This window comes from Denitraticella aggregata, from assembly GCF_048158365.1.
In the GTDB taxonomy this organism is placed as follows: Bacteria; Pseudomonadota; Gammaproteobacteria; order Burkholderiales; family Rhodocyclaceae; genus Azoarcus_F.
Map to the genome: position 1 here is coordinate 451,226 of NZ_JBLLNL010000001.1, position 18,307 is coordinate 469,532.

Annotated in this window: 17 protein-coding genes; all 17 read left to right on the forward strand. The window is 65.5% G+C overall.

What is annotated here, in order from left to right:
• The first annotated feature begins 158 nt into the window (after positions 1-158).
• A complete protein-coding gene (gene mraZ, locus ACKVEX_RS02175) occupies positions 159-602 on the forward strand; it encodes a division/cell wall cluster transcriptional repressor MraZ (protein WP_473214038.1) in 444 nt (147 codons plus the stop codon).
• On the forward strand, positions 599-1,546 hold the full coding sequence (rsmH, locus tag ACKVEX_RS02180) for a 16S rRNA (cytosine(1402)-N(4))-methyltransferase RsmH (RefSeq protein WP_473214039.1): 948 nt from the start codon (positions 599-601) through the stop codon (positions 1,544-1,546). Before mraZ ends, rsmH begins: the two co-directional genes overlap by 4 nt.
• Complete coding sequence (ftsL, locus tag ACKVEX_RS02185) at positions 1,543-1,809, forward strand: cell division protein FtsL (protein WP_473214040.1); 267 nt, start codon at positions 1,543-1,545, stop codon at positions 1,807-1,809. Before rsmH ends, ftsL begins: the two co-directional genes overlap by 4 nt.
• Positions 1,806-3,563, forward strand: coding sequence for a peptidoglycan D,D-transpeptidase FtsI family protein (locus ACKVEX_RS02190; RefSeq protein WP_473214041.1), 1,758 nt, complete (start codon positions 1,806-1,808; stop codon positions 3,561-3,563). Before ftsL ends, ACKVEX_RS02190 begins: the two co-directional genes overlap by 4 nt.
• Positions 3,560-5,071 (forward strand): UDP-N-acetylmuramoyl-L-alanyl-D-glutamate--2,6-diaminopimelate ligase, encoded by a 1,512-nt coding sequence (locus ACKVEX_RS02195; RefSeq protein ID WP_473214042.1) that lies wholly within the window; start codon positions 3,560-3,562, stop codon positions 5,069-5,071. Before ACKVEX_RS02190 ends, ACKVEX_RS02195 begins: the two co-directional genes overlap by 4 nt.
• Positions 5,068-6,480, forward strand: coding sequence for a UDP-N-acetylmuramoyl-tripeptide--D-alanyl-D-alanine ligase (locus ACKVEX_RS02200; protein ID WP_473214043.1), 1,413 nt, complete (start codon positions 5,068-5,070; stop codon positions 6,478-6,480). Before ACKVEX_RS02195 ends, ACKVEX_RS02200 begins: the two co-directional genes overlap by 4 nt.
• Positions 6,470-7,558 (forward strand): phospho-N-acetylmuramoyl-pentapeptide-transferase, encoded by a 1,089-nt coding sequence (mraY, locus tag ACKVEX_RS02205; protein ID WP_473214044.1) that lies wholly within the window; start codon positions 6,470-6,472, stop codon positions 7,556-7,558. The genes ACKVEX_RS02200 and mraY overlap by 11 nt, the downstream gene beginning before the upstream one ends.
• Entirely contained in the window at positions 7,555-8,949 is a 1,395-nt protein-coding gene (gene murD / locus ACKVEX_RS02210) for a UDP-N-acetylmuramoyl-L-alanine--D-glutamate ligase (protein ID WP_473214045.1), read from the forward strand. The genes mraY and murD overlap by 4 nt, the downstream gene beginning before the upstream one ends.
• The gene (gene ftsW / locus ACKVEX_RS02215) at positions 8,949-10,175 is read left to right on the forward strand and encodes a putative lipid II flippase FtsW (protein WP_473214276.1); all 1,227 of its coding nucleotides are present in this window, start codon (positions 8,949-8,951) and stop codon (positions 10,173-10,175) included. Before murD ends, ftsW begins: the two co-directional genes overlap by 1 nt.
• Positions 10,175-11,245 carry an undecaprenyldiphospho-muramoylpentapeptide beta-N-acetylglucosaminyltransferase gene (gene murG / locus ACKVEX_RS02220; RefSeq protein WP_473214277.1) on the forward strand — a complete coding sequence of 357 codons (1,071 nt, stop codon included), beginning with the start codon at positions 10,175-10,177 and terminating at the stop codon, positions 11,243-11,245. The genes ftsW and murG overlap by 1 nt, the downstream gene beginning before the upstream one ends.
• On the forward strand, positions 11,242-12,657 hold the full coding sequence (murC, locus tag ACKVEX_RS02225; protein WP_473214046.1) for a UDP-N-acetylmuramate--L-alanine ligase: 1,416 nt from the start codon (positions 11,242-11,244) through the stop codon (positions 12,655-12,657). The genes murG and murC overlap by 4 nt, the downstream gene beginning before the upstream one ends.
• Entirely contained in the window at positions 12,654-13,568 is a 915-nt protein-coding gene (locus tag ACKVEX_RS02230) for a D-alanine--D-alanine ligase (RefSeq protein WP_473214047.1), read from the forward strand. The genes murC and ACKVEX_RS02230 overlap by 4 nt, the downstream gene beginning before the upstream one ends.
• The gene (locus ACKVEX_RS02235) at positions 13,561-14,394 is read left to right on the forward strand and encodes a cell division protein FtsQ/DivIB (RefSeq protein ID WP_473214048.1); all 834 of its coding nucleotides are present in this window, start codon (positions 13,561-13,563) and stop codon (positions 14,392-14,394) included. Before ACKVEX_RS02230 ends, ACKVEX_RS02235 begins: the two co-directional genes overlap by 8 nt.
• Positions 14,391-15,620: a cell division protein FtsA gene (gene ftsA / locus ACKVEX_RS02240; RefSeq protein WP_473214049.1), complete on the forward strand. Its 1,230-nt coding sequence runs from the start codon at positions 14,391-14,393 to the stop codon at positions 15,618-15,620. Before ACKVEX_RS02235 ends, ftsA begins: the two co-directional genes overlap by 4 nt.
• Positions 15,621-15,760: 140 nt before the next feature.
• Complete coding sequence (gene ftsZ / locus ACKVEX_RS02245) at positions 15,761-16,900, forward strand: cell division protein FtsZ (RefSeq protein WP_473214050.1); 1,140 nt, start codon at positions 15,761-15,763, stop codon at positions 16,898-16,900.
• Positions 16,901-17,074: 174 nt separating this feature from the next.
• Positions 17,075-17,998 (forward strand): UDP-3-O-acyl-N-acetylglucosamine deacetylase, encoded by a 924-nt coding sequence (gene lpxC / locus ACKVEX_RS02250; RefSeq protein WP_473214051.1) that lies wholly within the window; start codon positions 17,075-17,077, stop codon positions 17,996-17,998.
• A gap of 9 nt (positions 17,999-18,007) precedes the next feature.
• Entirely contained in the window at positions 18,008-18,184 is a 177-nt protein-coding gene (locus tag ACKVEX_RS02255) for a hypothetical protein (protein WP_473214052.1), read from the forward strand.
• The last annotated feature ends 123 nt before the right edge of the window (positions 18,185-18,307 follow it).

Here is an 18,307-nt window from a genome sequence, read left to right on the forward strand (position 1 = left end):
TCTCTCATAAGTCATTGTGTCAGAACGAAAAAGCCGCATTCTCCGGCTTGACCGGGATTTGCCTTTGCTCTAGAGTGGGGCCAAGTGGAAAAAAGTGGGTCAAAGTGTAGATCGTGGACGCCGATCCGCATTGACCAGAACAACAATCAGGGGGGCCGATGTTCCAGGGTGCTGCAGCGCTCAGTCTCGATGCCAAGGGTCGCGTAGCGATTCCGGCCCGGCATCGTGATGCGCTCGTCCCGGACGGGGCGCCGCTGGTGATCACCGCCCACCCGCATGGCTGCCTGCTGGTCTATCCGCAGGCGGAGTGGGAACCGATCAGTCGGCAGCTCATGGCCCTGCCATCCCTGGATCCGGCCACCGCGACGATCAAGCGCCTGATGATCGGTCACGCGCAGACCGAGGAGCTGGATGCAGCTGGCCGCGTGCTGGTCGCGCCGTCGCTGCGCAAATGGGCGAGTCTCGAGAAACAGTTGTGGCTGGTCGGGCAGGGCTCGCACTTCGAGCTGTGGTCGGATGCCGGCTGGCAGGCCCAGCAGGAAGCGATGCTTTCGCTCGACAGCAGTGCGTTCCCGGCCGGGCTCGAGAGTCTGGTGTTATGAGCGCTGGCGGGCATGTCAGCGTTTTGCTCTCAGAGGCAGTGGAGGCGTTGGCGATCAGAGCGGGCGGTGTCTATGTCGATTGCACGTTCGGTCGGGGGGGGCACAGCCGCGCGATTCTGGACGCGCTGGGCGCCGGGGGGCGCCTGATCGCGTTCGATCGCGATCCGCGGGCGATCGAGGCCGGCCGGGCGCTGCACGACTCGCGCCTTGTCCTCGTGCACGAGCCGTTCAGTGCGCTGGACCAGGCGCTGGCTGAAATGGGAGTGGAGCGGGTGGACGGCATCCTGCTCGATCTGGGCGTGTCCTCGCCGCAGCTGGACGAACCGTCGCGGGGAATGAGTTTTCGTTTTGATGCACCGCTCGACATGCGCATGGATACCACACGCGGACAGACGGTGGCGGACTGGCTGGCAGAGGCATCTGTCGCCGAGATCAGGGAGGTGCTCAAGGATTATGGGGAAGAACGGTTTGCTCATGCGATTGCAAAGGCGATTGCAGCTGCTCGGACAGGGGGGGCTGTTGCAACCACTCGACAACTTGCCGAGATCGTGGAAAAGGCGGTCCGTACACGCGAGCCGGGGCAGCATCCGGCGACGCGCAGCTTTCAAGCTCTACGGATTTTCATCAATCAGGAGCTCGAAGAGCTGTCGGTAGTGTTGCCGGCGGCCATGGCCAGACTCAAGCCAGGTGGACGGCTTGTCGTGATCAGCTTTCATTCGCTCGAAGACCGGATCGTCAAGCGCTTCATGCGCGACCAGTCCCGGCCCGCCGCGCTCCCGGCGCGCCTGCCGCTGCGCGCGGACGAGCTCCCGGCGCCGAAGATGCGGCTGGTCGGTCGCCAGATACGTCCCGGCGAGGCGGAGCTCGCAAGCAATCCGCGGGCGCGCAGTGCGGTCATGCGTGTCGCCGAGCGCGTCGCCGAACCGACGCGGGGCGCGGCATGATCCGGGCCGACGCCTTTCTGGTGTCCATCGCCGTGGCCAGCGCGCTGGGCGTGGTGGCGGCCCAGCATCAGGCGCGCAAACTGTTCTCCGAACTCGAGCGGGAGCAGGCCAGGGCGCATGAACTCGAAGTCGAATGGGGGCAACTCCAGCTCGAACAGAGCACCTGGGCGGCGCTGGCCCGTGTCGAGGCAACCGCGCGTCAATCGCTTGGATTGACGGAACCCGCTCCCGGGCGAATCATCGTCGTCGAGGGTGCGCGATGACAAACCGGCGTCCGGTCACCTTCAATCACAATCCCCTGCTCGAGAAGGGCCTGCCAGCATGGCGCCCGCGTCTGGTCCTGCTGGGGCTGTTGGCCTGCTCGTTGTTACTGGTCGGGCGTGCGGCCTACCTTCAGGGCTTCAACAACGAATTTCTGCAGGCCGAGGGCAAGTCCCGCTACTCCCGGGTGATTCCGGTTCCGGCGACACGCGGGCGAATCACCGACCGCAATGGGGACGTGCTCGCCGTCAGCACACCGGTCCGGTCGGTCTGGGCGATCCCGTCCGATGCGGTGTTCGCTCCGACCGAAACTCGCCAACTGGCCGGACTGCTGGAAATGGAGGTCGAGGAACTCAACAGGCGCTTGAGCTCGGAGCGCGACTTCGTCTATTTGAGACGGCAGCTGCCGCCCGAAGTGGTGCGTCGCGTTGCAGAGCTCGGACTGCCCGGCATCCATCAGCAGCAGGAGTACAGGCGCTATTATCCGGCTGGCGACGTGACCGCGCACATGCTGGGGTTCACCAGCGTCGACGACGTCGGACAGGAAGGCGTCGAGCTCGCCTTCAACGCCGACCTGAAAGGTCTGCCGGGGTCGCGCCGCGTGATTCGTGATCGTCGCGGCCAGATCATCGAGGACGTCGAATCCATCCGGCCGCCGCGAGACGGCGAGGATGTGGTGCTGGCGATGGACAAGCGGATCCAGTTCCTCGCGTACTCGGCGCTGCGCGACGCGATGCAGACCCACAGGGCCAAGGCCGGCAGCGTGGTCGTGATCGATGCCCGCAGCGGCGAGATTCTGGCGCTGGTCAACGCCCCGACCTTCAATCCCAACAATCGCAGCAATCTCACCGGCGCCCAGTTGCGCAACCGGGTCCTGACCGATGTGTTCGAGCCTGGTTCGACGATGAAGCCGTTCATCGCGGCGCTCGCGCTCGATCACGGCAAGGTCCGTCCGGATACGGTCATCGACACCGATTCCGGACGAATCACGATCGGTCGTGCGACGATCACCGATGTGCGGCGTCACGCGGGGCTGACCGTGGCGGGCGTGATCACGAAGTCGTCCAACGTCGGTACGGTCAGGATGGCGCTTCAGTTCACGCCGGACGAGATGTGGCAGATGTTCGATCAGCTCGGCTTCGGCATGCCGCTCGAACTCGGCTTCCCGGGCGAGGCCGGCGGACGTCTGCGCCCGGCCAGATCATGGCGTCCGATCGAACAGGCGACGATGTCCTACGGGCACGGTATCTCGAGCACGCTGATCCAGATGGCGCGGGCGTATACCGTTTTCGCGCGCGACGGCGAGCTAATTCCGCTGTCGCTCACCCGCGTCGACGCGCCGCCGGCGCCGATCCGGCGGGTGTTCAGCGCCGACACCGCGCGCGCCCTGCGTGGAATGCTGGAATCGGCGGCCGGGCCAGAGGGCACCGCTTCCCGGGCGCAGGTGGCCGGCTATCGGGTGGCGGGCAAGACCGGGACCGCACACAAGCTCGAGGGGGGACGCTACACGAACAAGTACATATCGTCCTTCGTCGGGCTCGCGCCGGTTTCCAACCCGCGCCTGATCATCGCGGTGATGATCGACGAGCCGTCCGCGGGGCAGCACTATGGCGGAGCGGTGGCCGCACCGGTGTTCGCCAAGGTGACCGAAGGCGCGCTCAGGGCACTCGGCGTCGCGCCCGATGCGCCACTGACGCCGCTGCATTTTGCGGGCATGGCCGACCGCGCGGTTCCGGTTGCGAAGGGGCCGATGTGAGCAACGAGCGGGCGCGTGCGATTCTCGCGCAGTTGGCGGCGCAGGGCGTCGTGCCGAGCGGAATCGCAGCCGACTCGCGCAGCTTGCGGCCCGGTGAGCTTTTTGCCGCGTGGCCCGGACTCGCCACCGACGGTCGTCGCTTCATCGCCGATGCCATTGCACGCGGTGCTTCCGCGGTCCTGTGGGACACGCATGGAGGATTTCATCAGCAGGGCCTGACGGTGCCCGGGCTGGGCTTCGCGGATCTGCGCACGCTGGCGGGACATCTGGCGCACGAGATCCATGGACGTCCGTCGGAGGCGCTGTGGGTGGCGGGCGTGACCGGCACCAATGGCAAGACCACGGTCAGCCACTGGCTGGCGGTCGCGCTGACCGAACTCGGTCAGCGCTGCGGCATCGTGGGAACGCTCGGCAGCGGCTATCCCGGCCAGCTGGTCGATGCGCTGAACACGACGCCGAACGCGACCGAACTGCATCGCTCGATGCGCAGCTTCGTCGAGGACGGCGCGCGGGCGGTCGCGATGGAGATCTCGTCGATCGGTCTGGATCAGGGGCGCGTCAATGGGGTGGTCTTCGACGTTGCCGTGTTCACCAATCTCAGCCGCGACCATCTCGACTATCACCGCGACATGGACGCGTATGCCCAGGCCAAGGCGCGGCTGTTCGACCTGCCCGGAATCACGCATGCGGTACTCAACCTCGACGAACCCTTCGGCCTGGCGCAGGCGCGCCGACTTGCGACGACGTCGGACGTCGCAGTCATCGGCTACACGCTGACGGCCACGGACGTTCCGGCGCTGCCCGGGGTGGAGCTGCTGGCGGCCGGGCGACTGTCGAACGTCTCCACCGGGACACGCTTCGCCATCCACTGGGCAGGGCGACAGACCGATGTTCAGGTGGGCACGATCGCGCCCTTCAACGTGTCCAATCTGCTGGCGGTTACAGGCGCATTGCTCGCGCGCGGCGTCGAACTCGAGGACGCCTTGCGCGTCGTGACGAAGCTCTCGCCCCCCCCCGGTCGCATGGAACTGCTGGGCGGCGTCTGCGAGCCGCTGGTCGTCATCGACTACGCGCATTCGCCGGATGCGCTCGCCAAGGTACTCGAATCGGTGCGCGACACGGTGCGTAGCCGGGGCGGACGGCTGACTTGTGTCTTCGGCTGCGGAGGTGACCGTGATCCGGGCAAGCGACCCTTGATGGGCGAGATCGCACAGGCGTTGTCGGACCGTGTCGTGATCACCAGCGACAACCCGCGCAGTGAGCGACCGGACGACATCGTGCGGGACATCCTCACGGGTGCAGGACATTCGGCCGAGAGCGTGCTCGATCGTGCGGCCGCGATCAGCCTCGCGATCGGCGAGGCCGGACCGAACGACGTGGTCGTGATCGCGGGCAAGGGGCACGAGCCGTATCAGGAGATCCACGGGAAGCGCGTGCCCTTCTCCGACAAGGAGCAGGCCAGGGCTGCGCTCATCGACTGGAATCGGACCCGGGGAGACGTAAGATGATGAGCTTGAGCGAAGCGGCAAACGCACTGGGGGCGCGCTGCACCGCCGATTTACGCTTCGAGGCGGTCGGGTCCGACAGTCGTCATGTGCGTGCGCGCGAGCTGTTCGTTGCGCTCCGCGGAGATCACTTCGACGGCCACGACTTCGTACTCGCAGCGGCCGAAGCCGGTGCGGCCGCGGCGCTCGTTGATTCCGCCTGGGCGGCGGTACACGCCAGCGTGCCGTTGCCGCTGCTGATCGTGGCCGATACGCGCATCGCGCTCGGAAGGCTGGCCGCGCACTGGCGCAGTCGCTTCGATATCCCGCTGATCGGCGTGACCGGCAGCAACGGCAAGACGACGGTCAAGGAAATGTGCGCGTCGATCATGCGTGTGCAGGCCCGCCTCGACGGTCATGGCGCCGAATCGGTGCTGTCGACCACCGGTAATCTGAACAACGACATCGGCCTGCCGCTTAGCCTGTTGCGACTGCGCCCCGGCCATCGCGCCGCGATCATCGAGATGGGCATGAATCGTCCGGGTGAGGTCGCGTATCTGGCCGACATCGCACGGCCGACGGTGGCGATCGTGACCAATGCCCAGCGAGCCCACCTTCAGGGCATGGGTACCGTCGTCGAGATCGCGAAAGAGAAGGGCGCGATCTATGACGGCCTCGCCGCAGGCGGCGTCGCGGTCGTGAATTCGGATGATCCGCATGCGGAATACTGGCGCGGCGTGAACGCCCGTCGACGCGTCGTGAATTTCGGGCTCAGCGCCGTGGCCGAAGTGACCGGCCGTTGCGAACTCCACGGCCTCGGCTCACGGCTCGAACTGGTCACCACCGATGCGTGTGCGACCGTCGACCTGCAGGTTCCCGGCGAACACAACGTGCTGAACGCGTTGGGCGCGACGGCGGCCACGCTCGCAGCGGGTGCGTCCTTCGACGCCGTCATCGCCGGTTTGTCCGCCTATACCGGCACCCGTGGACGCCTGCACAGTGGGCCGGGCGTCAATGGGGCGACGATCGTCGACGACAGCTACAACGCCAATCCGGACTCGGTACGCGCCGCGATCGACGTGCTGGCGGCGACCCCCGGACGCAAGATCCTGATTCTCGGCGATATGGGAGAAATCGGTCGCTCCAGTGCCCAGTTGCACGACGAAATCGGCGGATACGCGAAGAGCAAGGGCGTGGACGCCCTCTACGCGCTGGGCGACATGAGTGCAGTGGCGGCGCGCAACTTCGGGGAGGGCGGCTATCATTTTCGTACCGTGCACGCGTTGGTAAACGCGGTCGGGCCGCAACTCGATGCCAGTACCGTGGTGCTGGTCAAGGGTTCGCGCTTCATGCGCATGGAACGGGTGGCGGACGCGCTTTCCGCAATGCACAATGGCAGCCCTTCGACGGAGGCTGACTCTGATGCTGCTTGAACTCGCACTCTGGCTCGGCCAGGACATTCGCGCCTTCAACGTGTTCGGTTACATCACGTTGCGCACCGTGCTCGCGGCGATGACTGCGCTGCTGATCTCGTTCATCTTCGGTCCGGCGGTGATTCGCTGGTTGACCGCCAAGAAGATCGGTCAGGCGGTGCGTGACGACGGTCCGAAGTCGCACCTGACCAAGGCCGGCACGCCCACGATGGGCGGTGCGTTGATCATCATTGCGATCGGGGCGACCGTGCTGCTGTGGGGCGACCTGCGCAATCACTACGTGTGGGTCACGCTGATGGTCACGATCGGCTTCGGTGCGGTCGGCTGGGTGGATGACTGGCGCAAGGTCGTGCATCGTGATCCGAAAGGGCTGCCCAGCCGCTGGAAGTATCTGTGGACGTCCGTGATCGCGCTGGCCGCGGCGCTGGTCCTGGCGCTGACCGCGACCGAGCCGGCGCAGACCGAACTGATCGTGCCCTTCTTCAAGGCGGTGGCCTACCCGCTCGGCCTGTTCGGTTTCGTCGCATTGAGCTATTTCGTGATCAACGGTACCAGCCATGCGGTGAACCTGACCGACGGCCTGGACGGCCTGGCGATCATGCCGACCGTGATGGTCGCCGGTGCGCTGGCGATCTTCGCCTATGTCGCCGGCCATGCCGGTTTCGCCAAGTACCTGGGTGTGCCCTACATCGCCGGGGCGGGTGAGCTCGCGGTGTTCTGCGGCGCGATCTGCGGTGCCGGGCTCGGTTTCCTGTGGTTCAACGCGTATCCGGCCGAGGTGTTCATGGGCGATGTCGGCGCGCTTGCACTCGGTGCCGCGCTCGGCGTGATCGCGGTGGTCGTGCGTCAGGAGATCGTGCTGTTCATCATGGGCGGACTGTTCGTCGCCGAGACGCTGTCGGTGATGGTGCAGGTTCTCTATTTTCGGGCGAGTGGCGGCAAGCGCATCTTCCGCATGGCGCCGCTGCATCACCACTACGAACTCGGTGGCTGGAAGGAGACCCAGGTGGTGGTGCGTTTCTGGATCATCACGTTGATGCTGGTGCTGTTCGGTCTGTCGACACTCAAGCTCAGATGAGACCCTTGCCTCGAACCCTCGTGCTGGTGCTTGGAATCGGTGAATCCGGCCTCGCGATGGCGCGCTGGTGCGCGCGTGAGGGCGCGAGGCTGCGCGTGGCCGATACCCGCTCAGCCCCGCCGGGTCTCGCAGCGCTGCAGCAGTGCGTGCCGGATGCCGATGTGGTGCTGGGGGCATTCTCGGATGCGCTGTTGGACGGCGTCCGCCTGGTCGCACTGAGTCCGGGTATCGACCTGCGCGACCCGTTGCTCGCCTCGGCCCGCCGGATCGGCATCGAGATCGTCGGAGAGATGACGCTGTTCGCCGACGCACTGGAGCGCCTGGATGCGCGCGCACAGTGCCGCGTCGTCGCGATCACCGGCACCAATGGCAAGACGACGACCACCGCGCTGGCTGCCGCGCTTTTTCGTGCCGCCGGACTCGATGCGGTCGCGGCCGGCAACATCAGTCCGGCCGCCCTGGCAGTGCTCGCCGAACGTCTGGACGCCGACCAGCCGCTGCCGGCCTGCTGGGTGCTGGAACTGTCGAGTTTCCAGATCGAGAGCATGCAGGGTCTAAGGGCCGATGCGGCCACCGTGCTGAACGTCACCGACGACCATCTCGATCGCCACGACGACCTCGAGCGCTATGCGGAGATCAAGGCCTGCATCTTCGACGGAGACGGCGTGCAGGTGCTCAATCGTGACGATCCCCGTGTCGCCGCGATGGCGCGTGCAGGGCGCCGCGTGCTGAGCTTCGGCGCCGGCCTTCCGGAAACACCGGCCGATTTCGGGCTCGAGCAGCATGACGGTCACTGCTGGCTGGTGCGCGGGTCGGAGCGTCTGCTGCGCCTGGACCGCATGCGGCTGACCGGTCAGCACAACGCCACCAATGCGCTTGCGGCCCTGGCGCTGGGTCATGCCATCGGTTGTGCGCTCGCGCCGATGCTCGACGCGCTGATGGCCTTCGACGGACTGCCGCACCGCATGACGTGCGTCGGTCGGCGTGCGGACGGTGTGTGCTTCTATGACGACTCGAAGGGCACCAACGTCGGGGCCACGCTGGCCGCTCTGAACGGTGCCGACCGGCCGGTGGTGCTGATTGCCGGCGGCGAAGGCAAGGGGCAGGACTTTTCGCTGCTGTGCACGGCGATCGAAGACCATGCTCGGGCGGTGGTGCTGATCGGGCGCGATGCGCACCGGATCGAGGCCGCGCTCGCCGGCCTGGACGTGCCGATCGAACATGCGAAGAACATGGAAGAGGCGGTTGCTCGGGCGGCTGCGCTGGCGCGGGCAGGTGACCTCGTGATGCTGTCGCCCGCATGCGCGAGCCTGGACATGTTCCGCAATTACGCGCATCGCGGCGACGTGTTCGCCGGCGCGGTCAGGGCCCTGCCAGAGGTGGCGACATGATGCGTATCGCCGATCGCCTGTTCGGTGGCGGCCATGCGGCGCCGAATCATCGTGTCGAAACCAGTCGGGCGGTCAATCGCTTGATGAAGCCGGCAGATCTGACCCGCGAACTGGACCCCTTGCTGATCTGGTCTGCCGTCGCGCTGGTGCTGATCGGGTTGGTGATGGTGTATTCGTCGTCGATCGCGATCGCCGAAGGCAGTCGCTACACGGGTTTCCAGTCCCACTACTTTCTGTTGCGCCATGCCATCTTCCTGTCGATGGGCGTCGGTGCCGGCCTGTTCGCGTTCCAGTTCTCGATGCGACAGTGGCAGCGCTTCGCGCCGTGGCTGTTCATGCTGGGCGTACTCCTGCTGATTCTGGTGCTGATCCCGGGGGTCGGGCGCGAAGTCAATGGTGCGCAGCGCTGGATTCCGCTTGGGCCGGTGAATCTGCAGCCCTCCGAGTTGATGAAGGTGTTCGTCGCGCTGTATGCGGCCGACTACACGGTGCGCAAACTCCCGGATATGGGCAGCTTCCGGCGTGGCTTCCTGCCGATGGCGGCGATGATTCTGTTCGTCGGTTTCCTGCTGCTGCGCGAACCGGATTTCGGTGCATTCGTCGTGATCTGCGCGATCGCCTTCGGCGTGCTGTTCCTCGGCGGCATCAATGTGCGCGTGTTCGCGCTGCTGGCGACCGTCGCGGTGATCGGCTTCATGCTGCTCATCTGGCTGTCGCCGTATCGGCGCGACCGGATCTTCGGCTTCATGGACCCTTGGCAGGATCCGTTCGGCAAGGGCTACCAGCTGTCGCACGCGCTGATCGCATTCGGTCGCGGCGAATGGTTCGGGGTCGGACTGGGCGGCAGCGTCGAGAAGCTGTTCTATCTGCCGGAGGCCCACACCGACTTTCTGCTCGCCGTCATTGCCGAGGAGCTAGGCTTCGTCGGCGTGCTGACCGTCGTCCTGTTGTTCGCGATCCTGATCCATCGCGCGTTCGCGATCGGTCGCGAGGCGATCCATCTCGAACGTTATTTCCCGGGCCTGGTCGCGATGGGGATCGGCTTGTGGCTGGGCGTGCAGTCCTTCATCAACATGGGCGTGAACATGGGTCTGCTGCCGACCAAGGGTCTGACGCTGCCGTTAATGAGTTTCGGCGGGTCGGCGCTGATTGCCAACTGCATCGCGATCGCGATCCTGTTGCGGGTCGACTGGGAAGTGCGCCAGATGAAGCGGGGGGCAGGATGATGAAGACCCTGCTGGTCATGGCAGGTGGTACCGGCGGCCACATCTTTCCTGGCATCGCGGTTGCCGAGGCGCTGCGCACACGGGGCTGGCGTATCGTGTGGATGGGCAACCCGGACGGCATGGAGGCGCGCCTGGTGCCCGAGCGCGGCTACGACATGGCCTGGATCCGCTTTTCGGCGCTGCGAGGCAAGGGCCTGTTGCGCAAGTTGTTGCTGCCGTTCAATCTGCTGCGCGGGTTCTGGCAGGCACTCGGCGCATTGCGGCGGGTCCGCCCGGATGCGGTGCTGGGCATGGGCGGTTACGTGACCTTCCCGGGCGGCATGATGGCGGCGCTGCTCGGTCGGCCGTTGGTGCTGCATGAGCAGAATTCGGTTGCCGGGCTCGCGAACCGGGTCCTGAGCACTGTCGCGGACAAGGTGATGACCGGTTTTCCGGACGTGCTCAGAAACGGCGAGTGGGTCGGAAATCCGGTGCGCTCGGACATCGCGGCCGTCCCGCCGCCCGAACAGCGTTTCGATGGCCGCTCCGGTCCATTGAACCTGCTGGTCGTGGGCGGCAGCCTCGGGGCGGCGGCGCTCAACGACGTGGTGCCCAGGGCGCTGGCCCGTATCCCGGAGGCGGTGCGTCCGCGAGTGATCCATCAGGCCGGCGCGAAGCAGATCGATGCCCTGCATGCCAGCTACGCCGCTGCCGGCGTTGCGGGCGACTTGCTGCCCTTCATCGACGACATGGCGGCACGCTATGCTCAGGCCGATCTGGTGATCTGTCGCGCCGGCGCACTGACGGTCGCCGAACTGGCCGCGGTCGGGGTGGCCAGCATGCTGGTGCCGTTTCCGCATGCGGTCGATGACCACCAGACCGGCAACGCTCGATTTCTGGCGGATCGCGGGGCGGCGATACTGGTGCCGCAAACGGGGCTGGATGCCGCGCGCCTGGCCGATCTGATCATGGGCCTGGATCGCGCCCAGTTGCTGGAAATGGCCCGCAACGCGCGGGCTGCCGCGCGCGCCGACGCGGCCGAACGGGTGGCGCAGATGTGCGAAGCGCTGGCCGACGGGAGGCGGACATGAAGCACAAGGTCAAGCGAATCCATTTCGTCGGTATCGGTGGCGCGGGCATGAGCGGGATTGCCGAGGTGCTGCTCAACCTCGGTTACACGATCAGCGGATCCGACCTTTCCGACAGCGCCGCGACCCGGCGTCTGCGTGCGCTCGGGGCCCGCGTGATGCTCGGTCATGCCGTCGAGAACGTGGATGCGGCCGATGCCGTGGTCATCTCGACTGCGGTCCGCAACGACAATCCGGAGGTGATCGCGGCGCGTGCCAAGCCGATCCCGGTGGTGCCACGCGCGCAGATGCTGGCCGAACTGATGCGACTCAAGCAGGGCATTGCGATCGCCGGCACGCACGGCAAGACCACCACCACGTCGCTGGTCGCCAGCATTCTGGCCGAAGGCAACATGGATCCGACCTTCGTCATCGGCGGCAAGCTCAATGCGGCTGGCGCGAACGCACGTCTGGGCAAGGGCGACTTCCTGGTCGCCGAGGCGGACGAGTCGGATGCGTCCTTCCTGTTGCTGACACCGGTGATCTCGGTCGTGACCAATATCGACGCGGATCACATGGACACCTACGGCCACGATTTCGCGCGGCTCAAGCAGGCCTTCGTCGACTTTCTGCAGCATCTGCCGTTCTATGGTGTCGCGGTACTGTGCGAGGACGACCCGCACGTGCGTTCGGTGATGCCACTGGTGTCCAGGCAGATCGTGCGTTTCGGGTTGTCGGAGAACGCCAACATCCGGGCCGAGAATGTTCGCGCGGAGGGGGGGCGCATGCGGTTCGACGCGCTGCGGGTCAATGGCACGGTGACACGCCTGTCGATCGAACTGAACCTGCCGGGCATGCACAACGTGCTCAATGCGTTGGCTGCGATCGCGGTCGCGACCGAGGTGCAGGTGCCCGACGACGCAATCGTGAAGGCGCTGGCCGAATTCAAGGGCGTGGGGCGACGTTTCCAGTCCTATGGCGAGATCATGCTGCCTGGCCAGGATGGTGCGCAGCGCGGTAGCTTCACGCTGATCGACGACTACGGCCACCATCCGGTCGAGATGGCGGCGACGATTGCTGCCGCACGCGGTGCGTTCCCCGATCGACGCCTGCTGCTGGCCTTTCAGCCACATCGCTATTCGCGTACCCGTGATTGCTTCGAGGACTTTGTCAGGGTGCTCTCGACCGTTGACGGCCTGCTGCTGGCCGAGGTCTATCCGGCCGGCGAACTCCCGCTGGTCGCGGCCGACGGGCGATCGCTGGCGCGCGCGCTGCGGGTTGCCGGAAAGGTCGAGCCCATCTTCGTCGAGGACATCGCCGACATGCCCGAGGCGATTCTGTCCGCCGCGCAGGACGGCGACGTCGTGATCACGATGGGGGCAGGTTCGATCGGAGCCGTGCCCGGTGAAATTGCGAGTGGCGAGGCGGATCAGTGAGCACAGACTGCGGAAAAGTGGCGGTGTTGATGGGCGGTGCGTCGGCCGAGCGCGAGGTGTCGCTGATGTCCGGTGCAGCGGTTCTGTCAGCGCTGCGGCGCGCCGGTGTGGACGCCCATGGCTTCGATCCGGCCGAGTCCGATCTGCATCGGCTCAAGGAGGAAGGCTACGCGCGGGCCTTCGTCGCGCTGCACGGGCGCGGCGGCGAGGACGGTACGGTGCAGGGCATGCTCGAACTGATGGGCATTCCGTATACCGGTAGCGGGGTCATGGCTTCGGCGATCTCGATGGACAAGTGGCGCACCAAGATGATCTGGGCGGCCTGCGGGCTGCCCACGCCGCGTTACGCGATACTGTCCGCTGACAGCGACTGGGACGCGGTCGCGGCCGAACTGGGGCTGCCAATCTTCGTCAAGCCGGTGCATGAGGGCTCCAGCATGGGTGCGACCAAGGTGACCGAGGCGGCGCAACTGCGCGAGTCCTGGGTGCTGGCTGCGCGCTACGACGATCTGGTGATCGCCGAGGAGTTCATCCAGGGGATGGAGCTGACCGCGCCCTTTCTGGGTGAGCAGGCACTGCCGTTGATCAGAATCGATGCGCCCGGCGGCAACTACGACTATCAGCACAAGTATTTTTCCGACGACACGCAGTACCACTGTCCGTCCGGCCTGCCCCCCGAGCAGGAACAACGCCTGCAGGCCCTGGTGATGCAGAGCGCGCGCGTGCTCGGCTGCCGCGGCTGGGGGCGGGGCGATCTGATGGTGACCCCCGATGGTCGCCCCTATCTGCTGGAAATGAATACCTCGCCCGGCATGACCGGACACTCCCTGGTGCCGATGGCGGCGCGCGTCGCCGGCTTGGACTTCGAGGCCTTGTGCCTCGCGATTCTGGAGGGCGCACGCCTTGGATGAAAGGCCTCCGGGTTACGCGCTGAAGCGTGCGGTGACGTCCGCCCACGCCCGCGCGCGCGGACGCGAAGCCGGTGGTCTGTGGGATCGCCCGGCGCTGCTCGACCTGGTGTCCGATCTGTTGATGGCTTTCGTAGCGCTGGCGCTCGGGTACGCCCTGGTGATCTGGTTTCTGAGCCGCTCGCTGTTTCCGTTGCGGGAGGTCGTGGTCGTGAGCCCGCCGGCGCAGGTCACGCTGTCGCAGATCGAATACGCGGCGCGCTCGTCGATCAATGGCAACTTCTTTTCGATCAGCCTGGACGATGTCCGCTCTGCGTTCGAGAAGTTGCCATGGGTGCGGCGCGCAGAGGTCCGCCGGCGCTGGCCGGATGCCCTCGAACTGCGGCTCGAGGAGCATCAGGCGGTCGCCTACTGGACCGTGTCGGATAGTGACGAAGTGCATCTGGTGAATCGCCAGGGTGAGATCTTCGTCGCCGCGAGCAATGCGGTGCTGCCGGACTTCTCGGGTCCCCCGGGCTCGGCGGCATTCCTGCTGGGACGCTACCGCGAGTTCGCGGCCATGCTCGCGCCGCTTGGGCGGCGGCCGGTCGAGGTCTGGTTGTCCGCACGCGAGGCCTGGCGGCTGGTACTGGATGATGGAATGGTGATCGTGCTCGGGCGCGATCAGGACAAGATGCCGATCGGCGAGCGTCTGACGCGGTTCGTCAACGCCTGGCCCGAGACGCAGGAACAACTGGGTGTTCAGGTCGCCGCCGTGGACCTGCGCTATCAACGCGGTTTCGCACTGACCCCGGCACCGCATGATCCGATCACGAAAGGCAAGCAATGAGCAAGGAATACAAGGACCTGATCGTCGGACTCGATATCGGCACGGCCAAGGTCACCTGCATGATCGCGGAGGCCAGGCCGGACGGACGCCTGAATGTGGTCGGGCTCGGTACGCATCCGATGAGCGGTCTGAAGCGCGGCGTCGTCGTGAATATCGAGGCGACCGTGGATGCGATCTCGCGGGTCATCCAGGAGGTCGAGGTGATGGCCGACTGCAAGATTCGCGACGTGTATACCGGCATCGCGGGTAGCCACATCAAGAGCTTCAACTCCAACGGCATGGTTGCGATCAAGGACAAGGAAGTCTCGCCGATGGATGTGGAGCGTGTGATCGAAGTCGCCCGGGCGATGCCGATTCCGGCCGAGCAGCAGATCCTTCACATCCTGACCCAGGAGTTCATCATCGACGGGCAGGGCGGGGTACGCGAGCCGATCGGCATGAGCGGCGTCAAGCTGGAGGTCAAGGTCCATATCGTGACCGGCGCGGTTTCGGCGGCCCAGAACGTCGTGAAATGTGTGCGCCGCTGCGGGCTCGAGGTCATGGATCTGATCCTGCAACCGCTCGCTTCCAGTCTCGCGGTGCTCACCGAGGACGAAAAGGAACTCGGCGTGTGCCTGGTCGATATCGGTGGCGGCACCGCCGACATCGCCGTATTCACGCAGGGCGCGATCCGGCATACCGCGGTCCTGCCTGTGGCTGGTGACCAGATCACCAACGACATCGCGATGGCGCTGCGGACCCCGACCTCCGAGGCGGAGGAGATCAAGATACGTTACGGTGTCGCGATGCATGCGATGGCCGATCCCGAGGAGATGATCGAGGTCCCGGGGGTCGGTGATCGCCCGCCGCGATCGCTGTCGCGCCAGCGCCTCGCCGACGTGATCGAGCCGAGGGTGTCCGAGCTGTTCGAACTGGTGCAGGCGGAACTGCGCCGCAGCGGCTACGAGGAACTGCTGTCATCCGGCATCGTGCTGACCGGTGGCTCGTCGGTGATGCGCGGAATGGTGGAACTGGGCGAAGAGGTCTTCCACCTTCCGGTGCGGGTGGGATCCCCCCAGTACGATGGCGGGCTGGCCGATGTGGTCTGTCAGCCCTATTACGCGACCGCAATGGGGTTGGTGCTGGAAGGGCAGGCGCAGCGTCGTCGCGGCATCATGGCGCGCGAGACGCGGAACCTGCGCCAGATGATCGGAAAGATGAAATCGTGGTTCGAGCGGAATTTCTGAACGAACGGCGGTGGTTTCGGAAGGGTTTTGTTTGAGTGGCTGTTCGACCCCGTTATTTAGTTGTAAACTCGATGCGCAGCACTAAATAACGGGTCGAACGGGGGCTATGTACGCAGTTGGCTGTTTTAGGAGGCAGATAGATGTTTGAAATCGTCGAGAAGGAGCAGACCGGAACGATCATCAAGGTGATCGGTGTCGGCGGGGCCGGCGGCAATGCGGTTGACCACATGATTCGAGAGGGTGTCCAGGGGGTCGACTTCGTCGTCGCCAACACCGATGCGCAGGCGTTGAAACGCTGCCTCGCGTCGAACAAGGTGCAGCTCGGCAGCACCGGGCTGGGCGCAGGGTCCAAGCCAGAGGCGGGCCGGGCGGCCGCACAGGACACCCGCGACACGATCGCGGCGGCGCTCGAGGGTGCGCACATGTGCTTCATCACCGGCGGCATGGGGGGTGGAACCGGCACGGGTGCGGCCCCGGTGGTCGCGGAGATCGCGAAGGAGATGGGCATCCTGACCGTCGCGGTGGTCACCAAGCCGTTCGACTTCGAGAACCGTCTGAGGGTCGCGGAGAGCGGGGTCGAGGAACTGACCCGTCATGTCGATTCGCTGATCATCGTGCTCAACGACAAGTTGCTCGAGGTCTTCGGCGACGACGCGGGTTTCGAGGACTGCTTCCGTTCCGCCGACAACGTGCTGAAGAATGCGGTCGGTGGCATCGCCGAGATCATCAACGTGCCGGGCCTGGTCAACGTCGATTTTCAGGATGTCCGGACCGCGATGGGCGAGATGGGTCGTGCGATGATGGGCTCGGCCGAAGCCTCGGGTCTGGATCGCGCGCGTATCGCGGCCGAACAGGCTGCGGTCAGCCCGTTGCTGGAGGGCACCGAGTTGTCCGGCGCGCGTTGTGTGCTGATCAACATCACGGCCAGCCGCTCGCTGAAGATGTCCGAGGTCCGCGACGCGGTGAAGACGGTCCAGGCCTTTGCGGCCCCTGAGGCTTTCGTCAAGTACGGCACGGTGTTCGAGGAGTCGATGGAAGATCGCCTGCGCGTCACGGTGGTCGCGACCGGTCTCGGGGCGCCGCAGGTCGCCGCGCGTCAGCCGGTGATGCAGGTGGTTCAGGGGACCGGCACCTATGGTCCGATGGGCGGTGCGCAGATGAACGACCTGGATGTCCCGGCGGTCATTCGCAGCGGCCGCCGGACCACGGTCGAGGCGATGAGCGCGAACGGCATGGGAACCTACGACATCCCGGCTTTCCTGCGCAAGCAGGCTGACTGACCTGATCTGAAAGCCGAACCTGCCCCCTGCGGGCGCCCTTGTGCAGACCACCGCCTCCGGTCTGCGCAGGGCGCCCGTCGCCGTTGGTGGGCGTGGATAGCCTGTCGCTAACGAGGTGATCGAAGCCGTTTTTCATCCGCATGTTAAAATCGTGGCCAAACAGGACTCGAAGACATGATCAAGCAACGTACCCTCAAGACGGTGGTGAAGGCCACCGGTGTCGGACTCCATGGCGGACGCAAGGTCCACATGGTGTTGCGGCCGGCTGCGCCCGATACCGGCATCGTGTTCCATCGTGTGGACGTCGATCCGCCGGTGTCGTTGCCGGCTGATCCGTATGCGGTATGCGATACCCGGATGTGCTCGGGCCTGCAGGGTGCCGGCGGCATCAAGGTCGGTACCGTCGAGCACCTGATGTCGGCACTGGCCGGACTCGGCATCGACAACGTGCATGTTGACGTGGATGCGCCGGAAATTCCGATTCTGGATGGCAGTTCCGGACCGTTCGTGTTCCTGCTGCGCTCGGCTGGCCTCGAGGAGCAGAAAGCGCCCAAGCGCTTCCTGCGGGTACTGAAACCGGTCGAGTTTCGCGAGGACGACAAATGGGTGCGGCTCGAGCCCTATGACGGCTTCAAGCTCAGCTTCTCCATCGTGTTCAACCACCCCGCGATCGACAGCACAGCGACCCGGGTGACGGTCGATTTCGCCGATCAGTCCTACGAGAAGGACGTGTCGCGGGCCAGGACCTTCGGTTTCATGCAGGACGTGGAGTTCATGCAGGCCAACGGTCTCGCGCTCGGAGGCAGTTTAGGCAATGCGATCGTCATGGATGAATATCGTGTGCTGAATGCCGAGGGTCTGCGCTATGCGGACGAGTTCGTGAAACACAAGGTGCTGGATGCGATCGGTGATCTCTACCTGTGCGGACGTCCGCTGCTGGCGGCGTATTCGGCGTTCAAGGCCGGTCATGCGATGAACAATCAGGTTCTGCGGGCACTGCTCGAAGACCAGAGCGCCTGGGAACTGGTCACCTTCGAGCAGAACGACGCCGCACCTGCGTCGGTCCGCAACCAACTCGCCTTGCTGCCGGCCGCTTGAGGGCGAAGAATGCTGGCTGTCCGGATCTTCGCGCTGCTCGCGCTACTCGGCATTGGCGGGTCCCTGATCGCGTGGATGCTGACCGGCAACGTCAAGTATCGTCACTGGGCCTGGTATTGCTTTCAGGGCGCCGTGCTGATCCTGCTCGTGCTGTTCGGCATGTTTGCATTCGAGCGGATCTTCTAGGAGGCTGTCGGACTTGAGGCTGATCTACTGCGCCGGTGGGAGAATCGGTCCATATCTGCCCGATTTTTCGTTGCATAGAACCACTATGCGCCTCAAAATCGACCAGATCTGTCCTCGCTTTCC

What these genes read in the sequence shown, in the direction of transcription:
- mraZ (WP_473214038.1), top strand. Translation starts at nt 159, where the DNA reads ATGTTCCAGGGTGCTGCAGCGCTCAGTCTCGATGCCAAGGGTCGCGTA.
- rsmH (WP_473214039.1), top strand. Translation starts at nt 599, where the DNA reads ATGAGCGCTGGCGGGCATGTCAGCGTTTTGCTCTCAGAGGCAGTGGAG.
- ftsL (WP_473214040.1), top strand. Translation starts at nt 1,543, where the DNA reads ATGATCCGGGCCGACGCCTTTCTGGTGTCCATCGCCGTGGCCAGCGCG.
- ACKVEX_RS02190 (WP_473214041.1), top strand. Translation starts at nt 1,806, where the DNA reads ATGACAAACCGGCGTCCGGTCACCTTCAATCACAATCCCCTGCTCGAG.
- ACKVEX_RS02200 (WP_473214043.1), top strand. Translation starts at nt 5,068, where the DNA reads ATGATGAGCTTGAGCGAAGCGGCAAACGCACTGGGGGCGCGCTGCACC.
- mraY (WP_473214044.1), top strand. Translation starts at nt 6,470, where the DNA reads ATGCTGCTTGAACTCGCACTCTGGCTCGGCCAGGACATTCGCGCCTTC.
- murD (WP_473214045.1), top strand. Translation starts at nt 7,555, where the DNA reads ATGAGACCCTTGCCTCGAACCCTCGTGCTGGTGCTTGGAATCGGTGAA.
- ftsW (WP_473214276.1), top strand. Translation starts at nt 8,949, where the DNA reads ATGCGTATCGCCGATCGCCTGTTCGGTGGCGGCCATGCGGCGCCGAAT.
- murG (WP_473214277.1), top strand. Translation starts at nt 10,175, where the DNA reads ATGAAGACCCTGCTGGTCATGGCAGGTGGTACCGGCGGCCACATCTTT.
- murC (WP_473214046.1), top strand. Translation starts at nt 11,242, where the DNA reads ATGAAGCACAAGGTCAAGCGAATCCATTTCGTCGGTATCGGTGGCGCG.
- ftsA (WP_473214049.1), top strand. Translation starts at nt 14,391, where the DNA reads ATGAGCAAGGAATACAAGGACCTGATCGTCGGACTCGATATCGGCACG.
- ftsZ (WP_473214050.1), top strand. Translation starts at nt 15,761, where the DNA reads ATGTTTGAAATCGTCGAGAAGGAGCAGACCGGAACGATCATCAAGGTG.
- lpxC (WP_473214051.1), top strand. Translation starts at nt 17,075, where the DNA reads ATGATCAAGCAACGTACCCTCAAGACGGTGGTGAAGGCCACCGGTGTC.
- ACKVEX_RS02255 (WP_473214052.1), top strand. Translation starts at nt 18,008, where the DNA reads ATGCTGGCTGTCCGGATCTTCGCGCTGCTCGCGCTACTCGGCATTGGC.